This window comes from Pseudomonas sp. PA27(2017), assembly GCF_001945445.1.
Lineage (GTDB): Bacteria > Pseudomonadota > Gammaproteobacteria > Pseudomonadales > Pseudomonadaceae > Aquipseudomonas.
In genome coordinates this window covers 49,730-70,093 of record NZ_MSXW01000011.1, presented here as the reverse complement: position 1 = coordinate 70,093, position 20,364 = coordinate 49,730, and the positions used below count along the sequence as shown (strand labels likewise).

The window sequence follows — 20,364 nt, the reverse complement described above, 5'->3', positions numbered from 1 at the left end:
GAGCCAGAGGTTCATGGGAAGGCGCGGCAGGCTGTTTCAACTGCCGACGCGTTGCTCGGTAAAACGGTAGTCCGCCTGGCAATCGGCGGTCGGGTCGGCCTTGGTGTTGACGTACTCGACGCTGTCGGCATCGATGAAGCGATAGTCGTACACCTCGGTGGTCTTCACGCCATCGGTTGTCAGGTGGTTCTGGCCGTCGTGGGCCGACCAGCTTCCGCGTTCGGTCTGGATCAGACGCGTTCTTTGTTCATCGGCAAAGAAGCTGATCTCGAAGCGCCCGTCAGGGCGAAAGCTGGAGTTCCAGGCGAAAAACTGGCACGGACCGTTCTTGTCGCGCATGCCTTGCCATTCGCCGAGCAGGCGCTGATCCAGAGGTTGGGTGGCGTGGCTGGAGCAGCCGGCAAGCAGAGCCGCGAGGCTGCCGCTCAGAAGAAAGGTTTTGAGCATGATGACATTCCTTGTTCGAGATTCATCCATGGGGCGTCCGTCCATGCCAAACATGGCGGCATGAATTGATGACTATGGTAGCGAAAAGTTCGCCGGTGAAACCAGCTTGGCGGTTACTCGAAGCTCCATAGTGCAACGGCATTCAAATCGTATCGATGCTGCTTGAAAATTTGACAATGAGCGGCCCATTTCATAATTTTGTGGGCACGCAAACGTTTGCGTATCGATAACAACGACAATAACCACGGAGTTCGCCCATGTCCGGTTTCCGTCCTGCCCGTCTGTGCGCCGCCATCGCCCTTGGTGCCGCAGCCCTCGTCAGTTTCTCCAGTGCCCATGCCGCCGAAGGCGAGCCGCCGCGCGTCGCGCTGGTGATGAAATCCCTCGCCAACGAGTTCTTCCGCACCATGGAAGACGGCGCCAAGGCTTACCAGAAAGAACACCCTGACCAGTTTGAACTGGTCGCCAACGGCATCAAGGATGAAACCGATACCTCCGCGCAAATCCGCATCGTCGAGCAGATGATCGTCGCCAAGGTCGATGCCCTGGTGATCGCGCCCGCCGATTCCAAGGCGCTGGTGCCGGTGATCAAGAAGGCCAGCGATGCCGGCATCAAGGTTGTCAACATCGACAACCGTCTCGATCCGGAAGTGGTCAAGAGCAAGGGTCTGGACGTGCCGTTCGTAGGCCCGGACAACCGCAAGGGCGCGCGCCTGGTCGGTGAATACCTGGCCAAGGAAAAGCTCAAGGCCGGTGACGAAGTCGGCATCATCGAAGGCGTGTCCACCACCACCAACGCCCAGCAGCGCACCGCGGGCTTCAAGGACGCCATGGAAGCCGCTGGCATGAAGATCGTCGGCGTGCAGTCCGGCAACTGGGAGATCGACCGCGGCAACGCCGTGGCCTCGGCCATGCTCAACGAGTACCCGAACCTCAAGGCGCTGCTGGCCGGCAACGACAGCATGGCCCTCGGCGCGGTGTCCGCCGTGCGTGCCGCTGGCAAGAAGGACCAGGTGCAGGTGGTCGGTTATGACAACATCAACGCCATCAAGCCGATGCTCAAGGACGGCCGCGTGCTCGCCACCGCCGACCAGTTCGCGGCGCGCCAGGCGGTGTTCGGCATCGAAGCGGCGCTCAAGCTGGTCAAGGGTGAGCCCACCGATGCCAAGGACGGTGTGATCGAAACCCCCGTCGAACTCGTGACCAAGCCGTGACCCATGCGGTAACCGGCGGCGAGACCGTTCTCGCCGCCCGCGATATCGGCAAGACCTACGTCCAGCCTGTGCTGGGCGGGGTCGAGCTGGAGCTGCGCGCCGGTGAAGTGCTGGCGCTGACCGGCGAGAACGGCGCCGGCAAAAGTACCCTCTCGAAGATTTTCTGTGGGCTGGAGCAACCGACCACGGGCTCCCTGAGCTTTCTCGGCCAGCCCTATGCACCGGCCAGCCGCCGCGACGCCGAACGCCTCGGCGTGCGCATGGTGCTGCAGGAGCTCAACCTGCTGCCCACCCTGACCGTGGCCGAGAATCTGTTTCTCGACAACCTGCCCAGCCGCGGCGGCTGGATTGCCCGTGGCCGCCTGCGCGAAATGGCGCGCGAAGCCATGGCGCGGGTCGGCCTGGAGGCCATCGACCCGGACACGCCGGTGGCATCGTTGGGCGTCGGTCATCAGCAGATGGTCGAGATCGCCCGCAACCTGATCGGCGAGTGCCGCGTGTTGGTGCTCGACGAGCCGACCGCCATGCTCACCGCCCGCGAGGTCGATCTGCTGTTCGAGCAGATCCAGCGCCTGCGCGAGGCCGGTGTGGCCATCGTGTACATCTCCCACCGCCTGGAAGAACTGACGAAAGTGGCGCAGCGCATCGCCGTGCTGCGCGACGGCCAACTGGTGGCGGTTGAGCCCATCGACCGCTACAGCAGCGACGAGCTGGTCACCCTGATGGTCGGCCGTGAGGTCGGCGAAGCCATCGACCTGGGCGAGCGAAAGATTGGCGCACCGTTGTTGCAGGTCAGCAAGCTGTGCCGGCGCGGCAAGGTCGACGACGTGTCGTTCAGCGTGCGGGCCGGGGAAATCTACGGCATTTCCGGGCTGATCGGCGCGGGCCGTACCGAGTTGCTGCGGCTGATCTACGGCGCCGACCGCGCCGACAGTGGCCAGGTGGCCATCGGCAATCCGCCGGTGCCGGTGCAGGTGCGTTCGCCCGCCGAAGCGGTGCGCCATGGCATCGCGCTGATCACCGAAGACCGCAAGGGCGAAGGCCTGCTGCTCGGCCAGCCGATTGCCGCCAACCTGGCGCTGGGCAACATGCCGGCCGTTTCCAGGCACGGCGTGATGCGCCCAGCGGCGGAGCAGGCTTTGGCGCAGCGGCAGATCGACGCCATGCGCATTCGCTGCAACGGCGCCCACCAGGCGGTGGTCGAGCTGTCTGGCGGCAACCAGCAGAAAGTGGTGATCGGCCGCTGGCTGGAGCGTGACTGCCAGGTGCTGCTCTTCGACGAGCCGACCCGCGGCATCGACGTGGGCGCCAAATTCGAAATCTACGGCCTGCTCGGTGAGCTGGCGCGCCAGGGCAAGGCCCTGGTGGTGGTGTCCAGCGACCTGCGCGAACTGATGCTGATCTGCGACCGCATCGGTGTGCTGTCCGCTGGCCGCCTGATCGAAACCTTCGACAGCGATGACTGGACCCAGGACCGTCTGCTGGCTGCCGCCTTCGCCGGCTACCGCAGCCGCGAGGCCTTGCTCGGCGACGTCGCCCCCCCGTTACAGGAGCTTTCCCAATGACCACTCCATCCGCCACGCCGGCCAAGCGCAGCGGCACGCATCAGGGCCTGGGCACTTACCTGGGCCTGGCCGGTGCACTGCTGGCGATGATCGTGCTGTTCTCTAGCCTGAGCAGCCACTTCCTGTCCTACGCGACGTTCACCACCCTGGCCAACCAGATTCCCGATCTGATGGTGCTGGCGGTGGGCATGACGCTGATCCTGATCATCGGCGGCATCGACTTGTCGGTGGGCTCGGTACTGGCCCTGGCGGCTGCCGTGGTCAGCGTCGCCACCCTCGGTTTCGGCTGGGGCATCCTGCCTGCCGCGTTACTGGGCATGGCCTGCGCCGCATTGGCCGGCAGCGTGACCGGGATCATCACCGTGGCCTGGGGCATTCCCTCGTTCATCGTCTCCCTCGGCGTGCTGGAAATGGCCCGCGGCCTGGCCTATCAGCTCACCGACTCGCGCACCGCCTATATCGGCGACGCCTATGCCTGGCTGTCGACGCCGTTCGCTGCGGGCATCTCGCCATCGTTCGTGATCGCCCTGCTGGTGATCGCTGCCGCGCACCTGCTGCTCACCCGCACGGTGTTCGGCCGTTATCTGGTGGCCATCGGCACCAACGAGGAAGCGGTACGTTTGGCCGGCATCAACCCCAAGCCATACAAGATCTCGGTGTTCGCCCTGATGGGGCTGCTCGCCGGCCTGGCCGCGCTGTTCCAGATTTCCCGCCTGGAAGCTGCCGACCCCAACGCTGGTTCTGGCCTGGAGCTGCAAGTGATCGCCGCCGTGGTGATCGGTGGTACCAGCCTGATGGGCGGGCGCGGCTCGGTGATCAGCACCTTCTTCGGCGTGCTGATCATCTCGGTGCTGGCCGCGGGGCTGGCGCAGATCGGCGCCAGCGAGCCGACCAAGCGCATCATCACCGGTGCGGTGATCGTCGTCGCGGTGATTCTCGACACCTACCGCAGCTACCGCGCCAAGCGCCGGGCCTGACCGCTCATGGCCACCATCAAGGACGTCGCCGCCCGGGCGGGCATTTCCTACACCACGGTGTCCCACGTGGTGAACGGCACCCGCCCGGTCAGCGACCCGGTGCGCAGCAAGGTTGAGGCCGCCATCGCCGAACTGGGCTACGTACCCAGCGGCGTGGCGCGCTCGCTGCGGGTGCGCGCCACCGGCACCCTGGGCCTGTTGGTGCCCAACGCCAGCAACCCGTATTTCGCCGAGTTGGCCCGCGGCATCGAGGACCACGCCGAGCGCAACGGTTACAGCGTGATCCTGTGCAATTCCGACGACGACACCGACAAGCAGCTGCGCTACTTGCGCGTGTTGCTGGAGCGGCGCATCGACGGGCTGATCGTCGCCACCGTGGCCAGTGACGCGGCCTTTGCCGAAGCCCTGGCCAACCTGCGGGTGCCGCTGGTGCTGGTCGACCGTTCCCTGGAAGGCGTCAGCGCCGACCAGTTGCGGGTCGACCACGAGCAGGGCGCCTACCTGGCCACCCGTCACCTGCTGGAGTTGGGCCATCGACGCATCGCCTGCATCGGCGGCCCGGCCAGTACCCAGGTGGCCCAGTTACGTGCCGCCGGCTACCGCCGCGCGCTGGACGAGGCGGGTATCGCAGCCCGGGCGGTGGCGGACTGCCCGTTCACCAGCCCGGCCGGGCATGCCGCCGCCCAGGCGCTGCTGGCAGGCGAGCAGCGGCCCACGGCGATCTTCGCCGGTAACGACATGATCGCCCTGGGCGTGCTGCGCGCCGCCGCTGAGCGTCAGTTGCAGGTGCCGCAGCAGCTATCGGTGGTGGGCTTCGACGACATCGAAGTGAGCCGCTACCTGCACCCGGCACTGACCACCGTCGGCCAGTGCATCGGCGCGCTGGGCGAGCAGGTGGCCGAGCGGCTGCTGGAGCGTATCCGCACGCCCGGCCTGGCCGTCGCCCAGCGGCTGATCGAACCCATTCTGGTGCTGCGCGAATCCAGCGCCGCACCCGACGCATGATTCACCGCAAGGCCCGGCGCCTTGCGGTCGATGGAGAGGAACACCTGCAATGCAAGCGAACGTAGTTGTGATGGGCAGCCTGAACATGGACCTGATCGTGCGGGCGCCGCGCCTGCCGGTTGGCGGCGAAACCCTGGCCGGCCAGGATTTCTCCACGGCGCCGGGCGGCAAGGGCGCCAACCAGGCAGTTGCCGCGGCGCGCCTCGGCGCACGGGTGGCGATGGTCGGCTGCGTGGGCGATGACGCCTACGGCAGCGAACTGCGCGGCGGCCTGCTGGCCGAAGGCATCGACTGCAGCGCCGTGGAGGTGGCCGCCGGTGTGCCCAGCGGCATTGCGTCGATCCTGGTCGACGATGCTGGCCAGAACGCCATCGTCATCGTCGCTGGCGGCAACGGCGAGATGAGCCCCGAGCGCGTCGCGCATCACGATGCCCTGCTGGCAGCGGCCGACGTGGTGATCGCGCAACTGGAGGTGCCGGCCGCCACGGTCGAGGCCACCTTGGCGCGCGCCCATGCCCTGGGCCGCACGGTGATCCTCAACCCGGCGCCGGCCATCGGCCCCTTGCCCGCGCACTGGTACGGCCTGGTCGACTACCTGATCCCCAACGAAAGCGAGGCCGCCTTGCTGACCGGGCTGCCGGTCGAAGGCCCTGACACGGCGCTGCTGGCCGCCCGGCAATTACTCGCGGCAGGCGCCCGGCGAGTGCTGATCACCCTGGGTCGCCAGGGCGTGCTGTACGCCGACGCCACCCGGCATCTGCATCTGCCGGTCGAGCCGGTGGTGGCGGTGGACACCACCGCCGCCGGTGACACCTTCGTTGGCGGCTTCGCTGCCGGCCTGGCCGAGGGCCTGCCGCTCGAAGAGGCCATCGCCCTGGGCCAACAGGCCGCCGCCCTGGCCGTTACCCGGCCGGGCGCCCAACCTTCGATTCCCCATCGCCACGAGTTGCCCGCATGAAAAAGACCCCGCTGCTCAACGCCGAACTCTCCGCCGCCATCGCCCGCCTTGGCCATGGCGACGTGATCGTCATCGGTGACGCCGGCATGCCGATACCGCCTGGCACACCATGCATCGACCTGGCGCTGACCGCCGGCGTGCCGGATTTCGTCACCACCCTGAAGGTGGTGCTCAGCGAGATGCAGGTGCAGGGCCATCTGCTGGCCCGGGAAACCCTGGAAGTCGCGCCCCTGGCGCTCGAGGCCATCGAAGCGATGACCGCAGCCGGGGAGTTGGGCGAACGGCAACTGGTCAGCCACGACGAACTCAAGGCCGCTTGTGCCAAGGCTCGCGTGCAGATCCGTACCGGGGAATGCCGGCCTTACAGCAATATTGCGTTGATCGCTGGCGTGACTTTCTAGGAGGCTTTTCAGGATGTTTTTGAATGCGTCACGTGGCCGCTTCAAGGCAATTGCGGCTACTGACACGGGCAGCTACCGGCCCAGAGTGTGTAAAAACACTTTTGTATCGTGGATACCTCAGCCCAGCGCAGTTGGGCGAGTCGATTGCCCAGGCATTTGCCACGATCAGCACCGGTAACGCCCCAGGGCGCTTATGAAGCGCTTTAGCTCCATCTAGAGCAGCAAAAGCCGGGCTTTTACGCCGCCATTGCCTTCAACAAGCCTTCGGTACCGATGATTCTCATGACCCGCTTCATGTTGTAGGCGAGCACATTCAGACTCATCTCCGCGCTGACACCGGCCAGCCTACGTGTGAGGAAATGCGTGGCTCCCATCCATTGTTTGAGCGTCCCGAAGGGATGCTCAACAGTGCGCTTTCGGACTCGCATCATGTCCGGCGCATGGTTCAGCCGGATCTGCATTTCGTCTAGTACGACTTCATGCTCCCAACGCCGCACTCGTCGCTGCTTGCTCGGCGTACACTGAGTTTTCAGGGCGCAGCTCTGGCAGTTCGAACTCCAGTAGCAGTGCATGTTCAGGCCTTTCTCGACGCTGGAGAAACGCCAAATCAGTGCCTCACCAGCTGGGCAAACATATTCATTTTTAGCTGCGTTAAAAACGAAGGCATCTTTGTTGAAACGCCCGTCCGCTTTAGCTCCTGAAGTCATCGGCTTGGGCACATAGACAGTAATTTTTGCATCTCGGCAGGCCAGGATTTCTTCGCTTTTAAAGTAGCCTCGATCAGCCACTACCGACAGCGTTTCTGAACCAATGGCTTCCCGAGCCTGCTTCGCCATCGAGCTGAGTTGGTCTCGGTCAGAGCCAACGTTCGTGGCCTCGTGAGCAACGATTAAATGGTGCTGGGTATCGACCGCCGTCTGTACGTTGTAGCCGACGATGCCATTGCCACGCGTCATCATCGAGCGGGCATCGGGGTCGGTCAGTGAAACCTGTTTGTCTGGAGAGTCGTTGAGCTGAGATTCGATCACCTGAAGCTCTTTCATCTGAGCTTTGAGCTTGGCAATTTTCTCTTCCAGATGTGTAGCGTCTGGCTCAGCGGCGCTACGCACTTGCCGATCAGCTGCATCAAGGGAGGTCAGGTAACGGTTGATGCTCGACTCAATTTCTTCCATTCGCCGCTTCAGTTTGGCGCTGGTGAAATTGCGGTCGCGGTTGTTCACTGCCTTGAATTTGCTCCCGTCGATGGCCACCAGGTTTTCGCTAAACAACCCCAACCGCTGGCACAGCACAACGAACTGGCGGCACACGCCGCGAATGGCTTTGCTGTTGTCTTTTCGGAAGTTGGCGATCGTTTTGAAGTCGGGCATCAGGCGCCCGGTTAACCACATTAGCTCGACATTGCGTTGGGCTTCGCGCTCAAGACGCCGGCTCGATTGGATGCGATTGAGATAGCCGTAGATATAAATCTTCAGCAGGATCGCAGGGTGATACGCGGGTCTGCCGGTTTCGGCAGGAATGACGCCATCGAAACCCAGCGTGGCCAGGTCGAGTTCATCGACGAAGACATCGACCACGCGCACCGGATTGGTATCGCTGACGTAGTCGTCGAGGCTCTCGGGAAGCAAGGTGCTTTGACCTCGGTGTTCACCCTGGATAAACCGTTTCATGGGTTTCCCTTGCGATGAAATTCTCAGAAATCATAGCAAGGGTATGTCCAGGTGTTTTTACACATTCTGGGCCAGCAGCAGACCTGCACACCGTACTACAGGGGAAAAAATGAAACACTCAGGTGAAATGAAAGCACTTCATCGAAAAATTTCGGATGCCTGTCTCGCTGGGGATATTCCCATGCTCGAGCAGGAACTCGCCCTGCTTGCCGATCCTTCGGTATTGTGGTCCTGCCCTGATTATCCGCTCGCCATTGCTGCCTCTCAAAACAACGTTGCCATGATGGATGTGTTGTTGGCCAAGGGCATGCCCCTGTACATCAACACCAAGTACGCCTCGCGCGACGGCGATGTTACGGATTTCACCTTGGCCAGCAGTTGGGGCGTGGAGTGCCATAAGGCAATCATGTATTTGATTGAGAAAGGCGCCCGTGTTCGCTCCGATAATGTGGCCTACATGCCTGTCGTTCGTGTGCTAGCACTACATGATCATTCTGTGTGTACAGAGTCCGATGAATTCTTCACGGCGGTTTCTGATGGCGTGGATATCGATGCCCCAATTGGCAACGGGGAGAGCTTGCTGCACCTGATTTCGACGCTGAACAATCGCTATGTGCCCAAGCTGATCGCTCAGTCGAAGGATGTAAATGCAGCAAGTGCATCCGGCCGGCGACCACTCAGTTTGGCGGTGCTCCACGGCGCCGACCTGGCTGTCGAAGCATTGCTCAGCGCTGGGGCCAGTACGGGCTATTTTGTGGGTGAGTCATACCCAACAGTCATCGCGCTGGCGCAATGGGTGAACGAGTACAAAAGCAACGTCAAATTGCTCGGGACAATGGGCAGGATATTGGCCTTGCTAGGTGCAGCGGATGAATGAGTGAAAGGCATTGGTAGTTTGAGGGCGACATTTCCAAGCCATGGGGACGTGTCTCTTTAAACGGCTAAAGGTTTGGGCCTTGATCCAGCACCTCAACGACTTGGCCAATGCGTTGCGCCGACCGGTTGAATCCGCCGCCAACAGCTGCCGGTCGCCAATAGGCCGGTTTCCGCCTGTGGCCAGCGGGTCGGGGTTGGCCTATAGCGGTCAATGCTAGCCGCAGCCCCCGTTTTGCTCGCAGTATGCTCTGTACCTTGTAAGGGCGGTCAATTCCATTTGTTGTCGGACGGATCGCTGCCCTTTTTCAGCTAGATTCACGAAGCTAATAATTACCTGCCACATCAGCTTGCCCTAGATGACGAATGTCTATCTACAGCTGAGTGGATGAAGGATGCGTTCGAAACACCGGCTAAGGTTAACTAGCGCAAGACGTGGGTTATTGAGGCTTGCCTGCAGGCGATCAAGCCGTTCCCGAGCGCGGGTTTTGATTGCAAGAAAGATATTTCCTTTAAAGTGCTTTCCGAGGTAATTGACCCGTCGACGACTAAGGGCAAATAAAATGGCAGTAGGTATCCCCGCAAAAAAAGCGACCTTTCGCTTTGCGCAGAAATTCAACGGTGTGGTGTCCACCGCTATTGGTGGTGATCAACTGTATGTGCTGTACAGCAGTAAAGACACCGAGGGTGAGCGTTACTTCAAGGCTTTTGACCTGCCTCGGTACAACGGCCTGGAGGACAATGTGCCGGCACGTCTGAGACGCAAGGCGGAGCCACGCTGGCGGCCGATGTTTCTGGAAAGTGGCTTGCTGTATGTCTATGGGGAATCCCCCGAGCTGATCGATGTGGCTGACTGGCAGCCGCGTTACAGCGAACATGAATCGGTCGCCAACCCTGAATGGGCAACCGACGGCCGCTTTGCCTACGACGGCAAACGGATTTACCGCGCTTTTGGCTGGAATGACTACAGCCGTGGCCTGGATATCGTCGAGAACGGCAAGATGGTCGATCATGTTGACATCGATATCCAGTATTTCATGCCGGCCGCTGACGGCCTGATTTACGGAGTACGACTGTCTGCTCCGGTTTTCTGTGTGTACTCACTCACAGAAAAAACCGTAAAGCTCGAAATTCCTCTGGGCTGTTTCGAGTTTGCGCCTGGCGTTACCCTGGCTCCGACTTCGCGTGACGGTGACACGCTTTACGTGCTAGCAGGTGATCATGTACTGGTCATTGATTTGACCTCTTTCACCCTCGTCGGCGAGTTTGCTTACTTCAATACCGCGTTCATGCAAACGCTGGTGGCTGGCATGAAGTACAAAAATCAGGCATTTCCGCGCTACATCAGCGCCCATGGCGGCACCGCCCTCTTGAGTAACGTCAACAGCAGCGGCTTCGTACTCTGCTTGTCCACGGTTGATGGGGCCCAGCTTTGGGCACGCAAAAGCAACGATGAAATACTCGCCGCGAATACCGATGGCGACCTGGTGTTCGGTCTGGAGGAGCGCCGACCTCGCGCCTGGGACAAGTACACCGGCGAGGAGGTTTGGCAGGCATCGGCGGGGACCATTGCCAATACCATCGAGGTGAGTGGCGACTGGGTGGTCTACCACCAGCCTGCCGGCGATATTCAGTGCTTCACCTGGAAAAAGCCCTATTCGTCACCTCATCGTCGGGGTTGAGGGATGTCCAGCGTCGTCACGTCGTTGTTGAAAGCCGCCAGCTGGCAAGAGCAGGCCAATGAGCATGGTTTGCTTCTTTCGCCGTTGTCTGTGTCGGTATCGCCTGCCCAGGCGCCGTTGCTGAAGTATGCCATCGACCTGCGCGAAACCGTGGCGTATGTGTCGGCCAGTGAGGTGGATGTCGCGCAGCGGGCAGACTTTCATCAGTCTGCTGGCGGCGTTACGCCAGCGTCTGAGCCAGCTGGATTGGGTGCCTGTCGCCGAGCATGAGCACACCCTGATACTGGCGGGCGATTTCAATGCCGCAGAAGGCCTGCTGCTGCCAGAGCGCCTGCAGAAAGCATAAGCCTTACTTGGCGTCACGGCGTTGCTGGCGTGTACACCCAAGCGCAGTGTGTTGCTGGTGGCGCCTATGAGACCGACGATAAAGCGGGTGTCGTGTAGAGGCTAAAAGGATTATGTCGCTGGGTTTGAAAGTTGCAGCGACTGGACAGCCGTTTATATCCATTGGGATTGACCAGCACGCTTTGCTCCCTCGACAGGCAGGAGTCGGCCAGAAGCGGCCAACCGAGAACTCGATCGACCATTCGCGTGGCCCAGTTAGCGCTAGTAGTTACTCCGCAGTCGCTTCTTCTTTCAGACTCACGCGGAAAGTGTCGCGAGCAGTTTTGCCTACGTAGGTGGTCAGCGCGTAATTCGCAGTTCCGCCGACGATGACTCCGATTCCGAACGGAATCACTTTTGCTGCGGCTTTTTGAGTGAACGAGATGCCGACTTTTGCGAACAATTCCTTGATGATCTGAAGCGTCGGCCCCTTCAAATATTGATGCACCATACGCACGCCGGCCTTGCTGGCTAATTTTGTTGCGCTGGAAGACCCCATCTGTTCCAAAGAGCCGTACAACGCGATGATGTACGACATGTGCTTGGCATCTTCGTTGGACATCTTGCCGTTGATGGCTACAGCCAGGCACATCGTCATGTCAATCTGCAGCTTCATGCACACCGAGATATCTGTCAGTCCTCCACCAACAGCACCCACTGCAGTACCTATACCGGGAATGACACCCGGAAGAGCGGTGGCTGCGCCAGATGTCGCAGCCAGCTTTGAATAGCGGCTGATTATTTTTTCGACAACTGCATCTTGAATCTTTTCTTCCGTAGCGGACGGCGACGAGTTGCGTGCCTGACTTTCATACTGGGTAACGAGCTCACGGGCATCCTGCGGGCTAATGGCGATAGCTTCCACCATTTTCATCAATGAGGAGCTGCCTTCATCTTTTCCTGTTGTCATGTCGAATTCCTTTCGAGAAATATTTATCAACGGTTTTCCAGTCTGAGCGCTGACGTGAATGTCGCACGGATGATATCAAAATAACACTAAACCAATAACTATGCGTCGCGAAGGGGGACTACACGGAGCTCCGCTTCTGGCCGAGTGCAGCCGGTGACGATAGGCAGCTACCGGCGAGTGGACGGTGAGCGGAGCTTTTGTGGGAGAGGCCGGGCCGCTTTCCGCTTTAGCCTCGATCTTTTGCCAGGCTAGGCGTAAGAGACCGGGGCTAAAGCCCCTCCCACGATCGTGAACGGCGTTACCGCCACATTGCTGCTATCGACCTCTGCCTCAACTCCAGCTCAAGATCGGCCAACCTTCACGTTCGGCATGCTCGCGCAGCACCGGGTCGGGGTTGACCGCGTGAGGTTTGTCGACCCGCTGCAGCAGCGGCAGGTCGTTGCGTGAGTCGGAGTAGAAATAGGCGCCGTCCAGCGTTTCGCCGTGTTCTTCCAGCCAGGCGTGCAGGCGGGTGACCTTGCCTTCGCGGTAGGTCAATACACCCTCGGTCTTGCCGCTGTAATGGCCGTATTCCTCGTGCAGATCGATGGCCAGCACTTCGTCGACCTTGAGGCGTTCGGCGATGGCGCTGACCAGGAAGTGCGCCGAGGCGGAGATGATCAGAATGCGGTCGCCGGCCTCGCGGTGGGTGGCCAGGCAGCGGGTGGCGTCGCTGTAGAAGATCGGCTCGATCACGTCTTCCACGAAAGGCTCGACCACGAAGGCGACTTCTTCCGGCGTGCGCCCCACCAGCGGCGACAGGCTGAAGCTCATGTAGTCCTCCATGGCCAGCTTGCCTTCGGCGTACAGCGCCATCAGCTGGTGATCCTTGGCGATGAAGCTCTCGCCGTCGACCCAGCCCAGCGTAGCCATGTGTTCGCTCCACAGGCTGGCGCAGTCTCCGTTGATCAGGGTTTCGTCGAGATCGAAAATTGCCAGGGCCATCAAGCTACCTCTTTTACGGCATGCGCCGCGATATCCAGTGAGATGGGGTGGCCGTTGGCGTGCAGGTCGTCGGCGCTGCGGTTGAGCACGTCGACCAGCAGTTCCACGCCGCCGGCGTCCACCCGGTAGCGGATGATATTACCGAGCAGGGCGTGGCTGCGAATGATTGCGCTGATCGGGCCCTGGCCGAGCACGATGGCTTCCGGGCGGATGGCCACCTGGCTGCTGACCGGATAGCCGAACAGGCGGCTGGCGGTGGGCGCGTCGAGCAGGTTGTAGTTGCCGATGAAACCGGCGGCGAAGGCGTCGGCCGGCGCGGTGTAAAGGGTTTCCGCGTCGCCGCTCTGGACGATGCGCCCGGCGTTCATCAGGAAGATGCGGTCGCTCATCACCAGCGCCTCTTCCTGATCGTGGGTGACGAAAATCGTGGTCAGGCCAAGCTCCTGCTGAATGCTGCGGATCTGCTCGCGCAGGTGCTTGCGAATACGCGCATCGAGGGCCGACAGCGGCTCGTCGAGCAGCAGTAGCCGTGGGCGGGTGACCAGCGAACGGGCCAGGGCGACGCGCTGGCACTGGCCGCCGGACAGCTGATGCGGGTAGCGGCCGGCGAAGTCGCCCAGCTCGACCATCGCCAGGGCTTCCTGTACGCGGTCGGCGGATTCTTCCTTGCCGACCTTCTGCATGCGCAGGCCGAAGGCCACGTTCTGCGCGGCGGTCATGTTGGGGAACAGCGCGTAGCTCTGGAACACCATGCCGATGCCGCGCTTTTGCGGCGACAGCGGCACCAGGTCTTCGCCGCCGAGCAGGATCTTGCCGCCGTTGACCTCGGTGAGGCCGGCGATGCAGCGCAGCAGGGTGGATTTGCCGCAGCCCGAAGGGCCGAGCAGGGTGACGAATTCGCCTTGCTCGATCTCCGCGTTGATGTCGCTGAAAATCGCGGTGCCGCCGTAGCTTTTGTGCAGGTTCTGGATGCTCAGGAAGCTCATGCCTTGTCCCTGTTCAGTCGATTGGCCGCCCAGGTGAACACCAGGACGAAAAAGAAGTAGGAGATCACCAGGGCGCTGTTGAAGTGGCCGCTGCTGTTCTTCATGTTGTTCAGATACACCTGCAGGGTTTCGTAGCGCGTGCCGACCAGCAGGTTGGCGAACACGAATTCGCCGAACAGGAAGCTGAACGACAGGAACAGCGACACCATCAGGCCCTTGCGCAGGTTGGGCAGCACCACCAGAAAGGCGGCCTTCCAGGTACTGGCGCCGAGCAGGTGGGCGGCGTCCATCAGGTCGCGCAGGTTGATCGCCTGCAGGTTGTTGGTGATGGCCCGGTACATGAACGGCAGGGCAATGGTGAAGTAGCAGCCGATCAGGATCCACGGCGTGCCGACCATTGCCAGCGGCCCGGAGCCGTAGAGCTGCAGCAGGCCCACGGCGGACACCACCGGCGGCACGGCGAACGGCAGCAGGATCAGCACGTTCATCACCGCGTCGAGTTTCGGGAAGTGGTAATGCACCACGAACAGCAGCGGCAGGATCAGCACCACCGACAGCGCCAGGGCGCCGAAGCAGACCAGCAGCGACTGGCCGAAAGCCTTGAGAAAGCGCGGCTCGCCCCACAGCTCCAGGTACCACTTGAAGGTCAGGCCATCCGGCAGAATGGTCGCCGACCAGCTAGTGGCCAGGGAGTAGAGCAGGGTGCCGGCCAGCGGCAGCAGCAGGATCAGGAACAGCAGCCAGACCACCACGCGGTGGTAAAGGCTGGCTGCTGGGGCATCAGCGCGGGACATGGTAGCTCCTCCTCAGCAGCAATTGATGGACGAGGGTGATCGCCGCCATCAGGCCGACCAGGATCATCGCCAGGGCGCTGGCCATGTTCGGGTCGAGGGAAATGTCCCCGGAAATCATCGCGGCGATGCGGATCGGCAGCACGTTGAAGTTGCCGGTGGTCAGGTAATACACCGTGGCGTAAGCGCCCAAGGCATTGGCCAGCAGGATCACGAAGGTGCCGAGCAGCGCCGGAGTCAGCACCGGCAGGCCGATATGCCGCCAGAAGGCCCAGGTGCCAGCGCCGAGCAGCGCGGCGGACTCGCGCCAGTCCTGGCGCAGGGCGTCGAAGGCTGGGTAGAGCAGCAGCACACCGAGGGGAATCTGGAAGTAGGTGTAAAGCACGATCAGGCCGTTCTTGGAGTACAGGTTGAAGCTGTCGATCAGCCCGGCCTGGATCAGCAGCAGGGTCAGCGCGCCGTTGAAACCGAGGAGGATGATGAAGGCGAAGGCCAGGGGCACGCCGGCGAAGTTGCTGGTCATGTTGGAAAAGGCGATCACGAAATCGCGCAGTTTCGAGTCCACCTGGCGCAGCGAGTAGCTGCCGACGATGGCGATGAGCATGCCGAACACGCTCGACCAGAAGGCGATCTGCAGGCTGTGCTTGACCGCCTGCATGTAGAACTTGGAGGCGAAGGCTTTCTCGAAATTGCCCAGCCCCCAGCCGTCCGGGGTGTTGAGGCTGTTGATCGCCACCCAGATCAGCGGAGCGACCTGAAAGGCGAAGAAGAACAGCGCGAAGGGCAGCAGGCACAGCGCTGCCAGCCATTTGCCGCGGGGTTTGTGGGTGGCGCTCATCGCAGCAGCTCCCGGCACAGAGGTTTGTCATGGGCCACGCCGAGCAGCTCGCAGATCGTGCCGCATAGCTCCAGTTGCTTCGGCGCGGCGGCTTCGCTAAGGCTGAAGGCATCACCGAGCACGAACAGCGGCACTTCGCGCTCTTCGGGCAGCAGGCCGTTGTGGGAGCGGTCGTCGTTCATGCCGTGGTCGGCCGTCACCAGCACCTGGTAACCGGCGTCCAGCCAGCCTTGCAGGTAGTTGGCCAGCAGGATGTCGGCGACGCGCGCGGCATTGCGGTATTGGCTGCTGCCCAGGCCATGCTTGTGGCCGGCGTCGTCGATGTTCATCGGGTGCACCAGCAGGAAGTCCGGCGCATGGGCGAGGCGCAGGCTCTCGGCATCGTCGAACAGGTGCGAGTCCGGGTAATGGTCGACGTAATAGAAGTGCCCGTGCTGGATCGGCAGCTCGGGCTCAACGGTATGTCGATCACGAGCGGCCACGAAGGGCGCGCGGTTGTACAGCTCGCTGACCCAGTGGTAAGCGGCAGCCGCGGTGCTCAGCCCGGCGGCGCGGGCGTAATGGAACACGCTGCGCTCGCTGCTCAGGCGCACCACGTTGTTGTGCACGATGCCGCTGTCGATGGGCGCGACGCCAGTAAGAATGCACTCGTAGAGCGGACGCGACAGTGACGGCAGTTCGCACTCGAGCTTGTACAGCGCGACACGGCCTGCGGCGCGATAGGCCTGCAGGTGGCCGAGCGCATGCCGGGCGACCTCGAAATTGAGGCCGTCGAGCAGGACGAGGATGACCTTGGACGGCATGGGTGATCCTGGGTTGAGAAAAACGTAGAGACGTAGCCTGGGTTGAGCGAAGCGATACCCAGGGCAGGTTTCCCGGGTGTCGCTGCGCTCGACCCGGGCTACAGATCGCCTGGATCACTCCATATTGATGATCACGTTTTCCTGCCACTGCTGCGGCAGGGCCTTGGAGGTCGCTTCCCAGGCGGCGGCATCCTTGATCGGCTTGACCTTGGCGTACTGTTCGTTGGGCAGCAGCTTGGCCTGGACCTCGGCCGGCAGGGTCAGGTGCTCGGCGCGAATCGGCCGGGCGTTGCCCTTGGCCAGGTTGATCTGCCCGGCATCGCTGAAGATGTATTCGCGGGTCAGCTTGGCGGCGTTGGGGTGCTTGGCGTATTTGTTGATGATGGTGGTGTAGCCGGAGATCACCGAACCATCGGACGGGATCAGCACCTCGAAGCGGTTCGGGTCGATCTGGTCGCGGTAGGACAGGCCGTTGAAGTCCCAGACGATACCGACTTCCACTTCACCCTTCTCGAGGGTCTGGATGGTCGGGTTGGCCAGCGACAGGCGACCCTGCTCGGCGATTTCGGCGAAGAAATCCAGGCCCGGCTGGATGTTCTTTTCGTCGCCGCCATTGGCGATGGCCGCGGCCAGCACACCGTTGACCGCCTGGGCGGCGGCGCTGACGTCGCCGATTGCCACGCGGTACTTGCCGGTTTTGAGGTCGGCCCAGCTTTTCGGCACGTCCTTGACCAGCTGCTTGTTGACGATGAAGGCGATCGAGCCGGTGTAGGCGAGCGCCCAGTGGCCGTCCTTGTCCTTGGCCCACTCGGGTACCTGGTCCCAGGTGCTCGGCTTGTAGGGCTGGGTCACGCCCTGCTGCACGGCGATGGGGCCGAATGCGGCGCCCACGTCACCGATGTCGGCGGTGGCGTTGTCCTTCTCGGCCGCGAACTTGGCGATTTCCTGGGCCGAGCTCATGTCGGTGTCCATGTGCTTGAGGCCGTACTTGTCGGCCAGATCCTGCCAGGTGTCCTTCCAGTTGGCCCAACTGTCCGGCATGCCGACGCTGTTCACGGCGCCTTCTTTGCGTGCGGCCTGTTCCAGTGCAGTTAAATCCGTCTCGGCGGCCATGGCGTGGGAGGCCAGAGCGATGGCGCTGCCCATCAGCGATGCCAGTAGCAGTTGTTTCATCGGGAAACTCCTTTGCATTGAGAGGTTGGTCTAGATCAGCAAGAGCCAAGCCAATGTAGGCGCTGCCAATGACAGTTTTGTGTCGACGGGATCGGCCATCCGGCATCGGCGTTGCGCCTAGAGAGCGTAGACCAGCTCAAGCCGTTGAATTGTCTGGCATGAGCCCTGCTTGCAGCCTGGCTGTCATCTGCCGGTCATGGTGCGTGCCTAGGCTTGCCGGGCCAGAGGCAGCCGCTCAGATGGCTGCGACATGCCCCGTAATAGGGCTGGTCTAGTCCAAAAGGAATCAAGGTGATGCGCGATGACACGCCGCGGGCCGTTACCACCATCTGCCGCGCGTTGCAGGAGCAAATCGAACACGGTTTGTTGCTCGCCGGCTGCAAGCTGCCGGCCGAGCGCCGGCTGAGCGAGCTGTTCGATACCACCCGCATTACCCTGCGTGAAGCGTTGGGGCAGCTGGAGGCCCAGGGGCTGGTGTACCGCGAGGAGCGCCGCGGCTGGTTTGTGTCGCCCGCGCGGGTGGCCTACAACCCATCGGTGCGCACCCACTTCCATGCCATGGTCGCCGAGCAGGGACGGGTGCCGGCCACCGAAGTGCTGAGCGCCCGGCTGATGCCGGCCAATGCGCAGATCTGCCAGGTGCTGGGCCTGTCGGGGCTGTCGAGCGTCTATCAGATCCGCCGTGCGCGGCGCATCGACGGGCGCCTGGTGCTGTACGTCGAGCATTACCTGAACCCAAGTTACTTTCCCGGCATTCTTGACTTCGACCTGACCCGTTCGCTGACCGAGCTGTACGCCAGCGAATACGACGTGCGCTACGGCCGCGTGCGCTTCGACATGGTACCCACCGCGCTGCACGCCGATGCCGCTGCGGCGCTCAAGGTCGCCGCCGGCAGCCCGGCACTGCGCATCACCCGGGTCAACCGCGACCAGCATGGCCGGCTGATCGACTGCGACCTGGAGTACTGGCGCCATGATGCGATTCATATCAGTGTGGAAGTGCCGGATTAGGGCAGGGGAGTGGCGGGAGCGGCCGTTACCCGATCCTCTGTGGAAGCCGCGACCTCGCGGCGATTCGCTCAGGCGCCGCCGATAGGTAACTAGGCTGCAATCGTTTCGCCCCGAGGTCGGGGCTCCCATAGGTTGGTTTTTAGTGGCTGCTTCTGCCTTGAACCTGCCTCTCCCCATATTCGTAAACGACAGTCGATGCTCGTTCTGAAGACCGGCCGTCGCCCATCCAAATAACGCTTTCTCGAGCATATTGTTCAGCCACCAGGCCGCGCGTAGAATCGCCGCCGCAGACCATCCCATACCTATAATTTTCCGCTCTCCGCATCGCCACTCCCAGCGTTCATCGCCATTGGGAGCGCGAGCTGCCGTGTGCGTGTTCGTCAGGAATGGGGTTTACATTTTTTCCGTTCGCTTCCTACCGCGCTCGTTGCCATCCGGCTTCGGGCGATTGGCCGTTGTAGCCGAGGCGTTCCCCAAGGGCGGATATCAGCCGAATGAACACACCGGAACAAGCGCACAGCGGTAGCTGGCTGAGCGTGATCGCCTTGGCGCTGGGCGCCTTCATCTTCAATACCACCGAGTTCGTGCCGGTCGGCTTGCTGAGCCAGATCGGCCACAGCTTCGAGATGACCACCGCCAGCGTCGGCCTGATGCTGACCATCTATGCCTGGGTGGTGGCGTTGGCCTCGTTGCCGCTGATGCTGCTGACCCGCAATATCGAGCGGCGCAAGCTGTTGGCCTTCGTGTTCGTGCTGTTCATCGCCAGCCATGTGCTGTCCGGCATCGCCTGGAATTTCACCGTGCTGGTGATCAGCCGCATCGGCATCGCCCTGGCCCACGCGCTGTTCTGGGCGATCACCGCGTCCCTGGCGGTGCGGGTGGCGCCGCCAGGCAAACAGGCGCAAGCCCTTGGCCTGCTGGCGACCGGCAGTGCGCTGGCCATGGTGCTGGGCATTCCCCTGGGCCGGGTGATCGGCGAAGTGCTGGGCTGGCGCACGACCTTCACCACCATCGCCGTGGTGGCTGGTGTGGTGGTGCTGTGCCTGATAAAGAGCCTGCCGCTGCTGCCGAGCCAGAACTCCGGCTCGTTGCGCAGCCTGCCGGTGCTGTTCAAGCGCCCGGCGCTGGTCACCGTGTACGTGCTTACCGCCCTGGTGATCACCGCCCACTTCACCGCGTACACCTACATCGAGCCGTTCGCGCTGGAAGTCGCCGGTATTGCGGCGGATATGGTCACCGTGCTGCTGTTGCTGTTCGGCTGCGCGGGGATCATCGGTTCGATTCTGTTCAGCCGTTACAGCACGCGCTTTCCACGAGGGTTCGTGATCACCGCGATCGGCACGCTGAGCCTGTGCATGCTGCTCCTGCTGCCGGTGGCCCGCGAGCACGCTTTGCTGGCCACACTGAGCGTGATCTGGGGCGTCGCCATGATGTGCTTCGGCCTGGCACTGCAGGCCAAGGTGCTCAACCTCGCCTCGGACGCCACCGACGTGGCCATGGCGCTGTTCTCGGGCATCTTCAACGTCGGCATCGGCGGTGGCGCCTTGCTCGGCAGCCTGGTGAGCAGCCAATTGGGCGTGGCCAATGTGGGCATCGTCGGCGGCCTACTTGGCATCGCTGGCCTGCTGCTGTGCGGGGTGACCACCTACCGCTTTTCCCGGCCGCTCAAGCCGCAGCCGCTGTGATGCAGCACCG

The 20,364-nt window shown here is 62.2% G+C and carries 20 protein-coding genes; 11 read left to right on the top strand and 9 right to left on the bottom strand.

Annotated features, from left to right (window positions below; all coding sequences use genetic code 11):
- Window positions 1-36: 36 nt before the first annotated feature.
- Window positions 37-447, bottom strand: a complete 411-nt coding sequence (locus BVH06_RS05025) for a hypothetical protein (RefSeq protein WP_075933416.1) — start codon at window positions 445-447, stop codon at window positions 37-39.
- Window positions 448-704: 257 nt separating this feature from the next.
- Here BVH06_RS05025 and BVH06_RS05020 point away from each other — a divergent pair, with 257 nt between their 5' ends.
- The 6 genes from BVH06_RS05020 to rbsD are packed head-to-tail and all read left to right on the top strand — an operon-like array spanning window position 705 to window position 6,567.
- On the top strand, window positions 705-1,661 hold the full coding sequence (locus BVH06_RS05020) for a sugar ABC transporter substrate-binding protein (RefSeq protein ID WP_075933415.1): 957 nt from the start codon (window positions 705-707) through the stop codon (window positions 1,659-1,661).
- Window positions 1,658-3,226 (top strand): sugar ABC transporter ATP-binding protein, encoded by a 1,569-nt coding sequence (locus tag BVH06_RS05015; RefSeq protein ID WP_075933414.1) that lies wholly within the window; start codon window positions 1,658-1,660, stop codon window positions 3,224-3,226. The genes BVH06_RS05020 and BVH06_RS05015 overlap by 4 nt, the downstream gene beginning before the upstream one ends.
- A complete protein-coding gene (locus tag BVH06_RS05010; protein ID WP_075931898.1) occupies window positions 3,223-4,203 on the top strand; it encodes an ABC transporter permease in 981 nt (326 codons plus the stop codon). Before BVH06_RS05015 ends, BVH06_RS05010 begins: the two co-directional genes overlap by 4 nt.
- Window positions 4,204-4,209: 6 nt before the next feature.
- Complete coding sequence (locus BVH06_RS05005; protein WP_075933413.1) at window positions 4,210-5,208, top strand: LacI family DNA-binding transcriptional regulator; 999 nt, start codon at window positions 4,210-4,212, stop codon at window positions 5,206-5,208.
- A 49-nt stretch (window positions 5,209-5,257) separates the two neighbouring features.
- On the top strand, window positions 5,258-6,166 hold the full coding sequence (rbsK, locus tag BVH06_RS05000; protein ID WP_075933412.1) for a ribokinase: 909 nt from the start codon (window positions 5,258-5,260) through the stop codon (window positions 6,164-6,166).
- Entirely contained in the window at window positions 6,163-6,567 is a 405-nt protein-coding gene (gene rbsD, locus BVH06_RS04995; RefSeq protein WP_075933411.1) for a D-ribose pyranase, read from the top strand. Before rbsK ends, rbsD begins: the two co-directional genes overlap by 4 nt.
- 236 nt (window positions 6,568-6,803) lie before the next feature.
- Here the strand turns inward: rbsD and BVH06_RS04990 are convergent, their stop codons facing one another.
- The gene (locus BVH06_RS04990) at window positions 6,804-8,234 is read right to left on the bottom strand and encodes an IS1182 family transposase (RefSeq protein ID WP_075933410.1); all 1,431 of its coding nucleotides are present in this window, start codon (window positions 8,232-8,234) and stop codon (window positions 6,804-6,806) included.
- 109 nt (window positions 8,235-8,343) lie between these two features.
- Here BVH06_RS04990 and BVH06_RS04985 point away from each other — a divergent pair, with 109 nt between their 5' ends.
- The 3 genes from BVH06_RS04985 (at window position 8,344) to BVH06_RS25290 (ending at window position 11,059) form a co-directional block, all read left to right on the top strand.
- Window positions 8,344-9,111 carry a hypothetical protein gene (locus tag BVH06_RS04985; RefSeq protein WP_139315577.1) on the top strand — a complete coding sequence of 256 codons (768 nt, stop codon included), beginning with the start codon at window positions 8,344-8,346 and terminating at the stop codon, window positions 9,109-9,111.
- 559 nt (window positions 9,112-9,670) lie between these two features.
- The gene (locus BVH06_RS04980) at window positions 9,671-10,789 is read left to right on the top strand and encodes a hypothetical protein (RefSeq protein ID WP_075933408.1); all 1,119 of its coding nucleotides are present in this window, start codon (window positions 9,671-9,673) and stop codon (window positions 10,787-10,789) included.
- Window positions 10,790-10,792: 3 nt separating this feature from the next.
- Complete coding sequence (locus BVH06_RS25290; RefSeq protein WP_139315576.1) at window positions 10,793-11,059, top strand: hypothetical protein; 267 nt, start codon at window positions 10,793-10,795, stop codon at window positions 11,057-11,059.
- 343 nt (window positions 11,060-11,402) lie between these two features.
- On the opposite strand, the gene BVH06_RS04975 is transcribed toward BVH06_RS25290, so the two are convergent.
- From BVH06_RS04975 to BVH06_RS04945, 7 genes are all read right to left on the bottom strand, one after another.
- The gene (locus tag BVH06_RS04975; RefSeq protein ID WP_075933407.1) at window positions 11,403-12,083 is read right to left on the bottom strand and encodes an EcsC family protein; all 681 of its coding nucleotides are present in this window, start codon (window positions 12,081-12,083) and stop codon (window positions 11,403-11,405) included.
- A gap of 330 nt (window positions 12,084-12,413) precedes the next feature.
- Window positions 12,414-13,067 (bottom strand): HAD family phosphatase, encoded by a 654-nt coding sequence (locus tag BVH06_RS04970; protein ID WP_075933406.1) that lies wholly within the window; start codon window positions 13,065-13,067, stop codon window positions 12,414-12,416.
- On the bottom strand, window positions 13,067-14,053 hold the full coding sequence (locus tag BVH06_RS04965; protein ID WP_075933405.1) for an ABC transporter ATP-binding protein: 987 nt from the start codon (window positions 14,051-14,053) through the stop codon (window positions 13,067-13,069). The genes BVH06_RS04970 and BVH06_RS04965 overlap by 1 nt, the downstream gene beginning before the upstream one ends.
- A complete protein-coding gene (locus BVH06_RS04960) occupies window positions 14,050-14,847 on the bottom strand; it encodes an ABC transporter permease (RefSeq protein WP_075933404.1) in 798 nt (265 codons plus the stop codon). The genes BVH06_RS04965 and BVH06_RS04960 overlap by 4 nt, the downstream gene beginning before the upstream one ends.
- Window positions 14,834-15,682, bottom strand: coding sequence for an ABC transporter permease subunit (locus BVH06_RS04955; protein WP_075933403.1), 849 nt, complete (start codon window positions 15,680-15,682; stop codon window positions 14,834-14,836). Before BVH06_RS04955 ends, BVH06_RS04960 begins: the two co-directional genes overlap by 14 nt.
- A complete protein-coding gene (locus BVH06_RS04950; RefSeq protein ID WP_075933402.1) occupies window positions 15,679-16,485 on the bottom strand; it encodes an alkaline phosphatase family protein in 807 nt (268 codons plus the stop codon). Before BVH06_RS04950 ends, BVH06_RS04955 begins: the two co-directional genes overlap by 4 nt.
- A gap of 114 nt (window positions 16,486-16,599) precedes the next feature.
- A complete protein-coding gene (locus tag BVH06_RS04945; protein ID WP_027904654.1) occupies window positions 16,600-17,658 on the bottom strand; it encodes an ABC transporter substrate-binding protein in 1,059 nt (352 codons plus the stop codon).
- A 294-nt stretch (window positions 17,659-17,952) separates the two neighbouring features.
- Here BVH06_RS04945 and BVH06_RS04940 point away from each other — a divergent pair, with 294 nt between their 5' ends.
- Window positions 17,953-18,669 carry a UTRA domain-containing protein gene (locus tag BVH06_RS04940; RefSeq protein WP_075931888.1) on the top strand — a complete coding sequence of 239 codons (717 nt, stop codon included), beginning with the start codon at window positions 17,953-17,955 and terminating at the stop codon, window positions 18,667-18,669.
- A gap of 494 nt (window positions 18,670-19,163) precedes the next feature.
- A complete protein-coding gene (locus BVH06_RS04935; protein ID WP_075931887.1) occupies window positions 19,164-20,354 on the top strand; it encodes a sugar transporter in 1,191 nt (396 codons plus the stop codon).
- The last annotated feature ends 10 nt before the right edge of the window (window positions 20,355-20,364 follow it).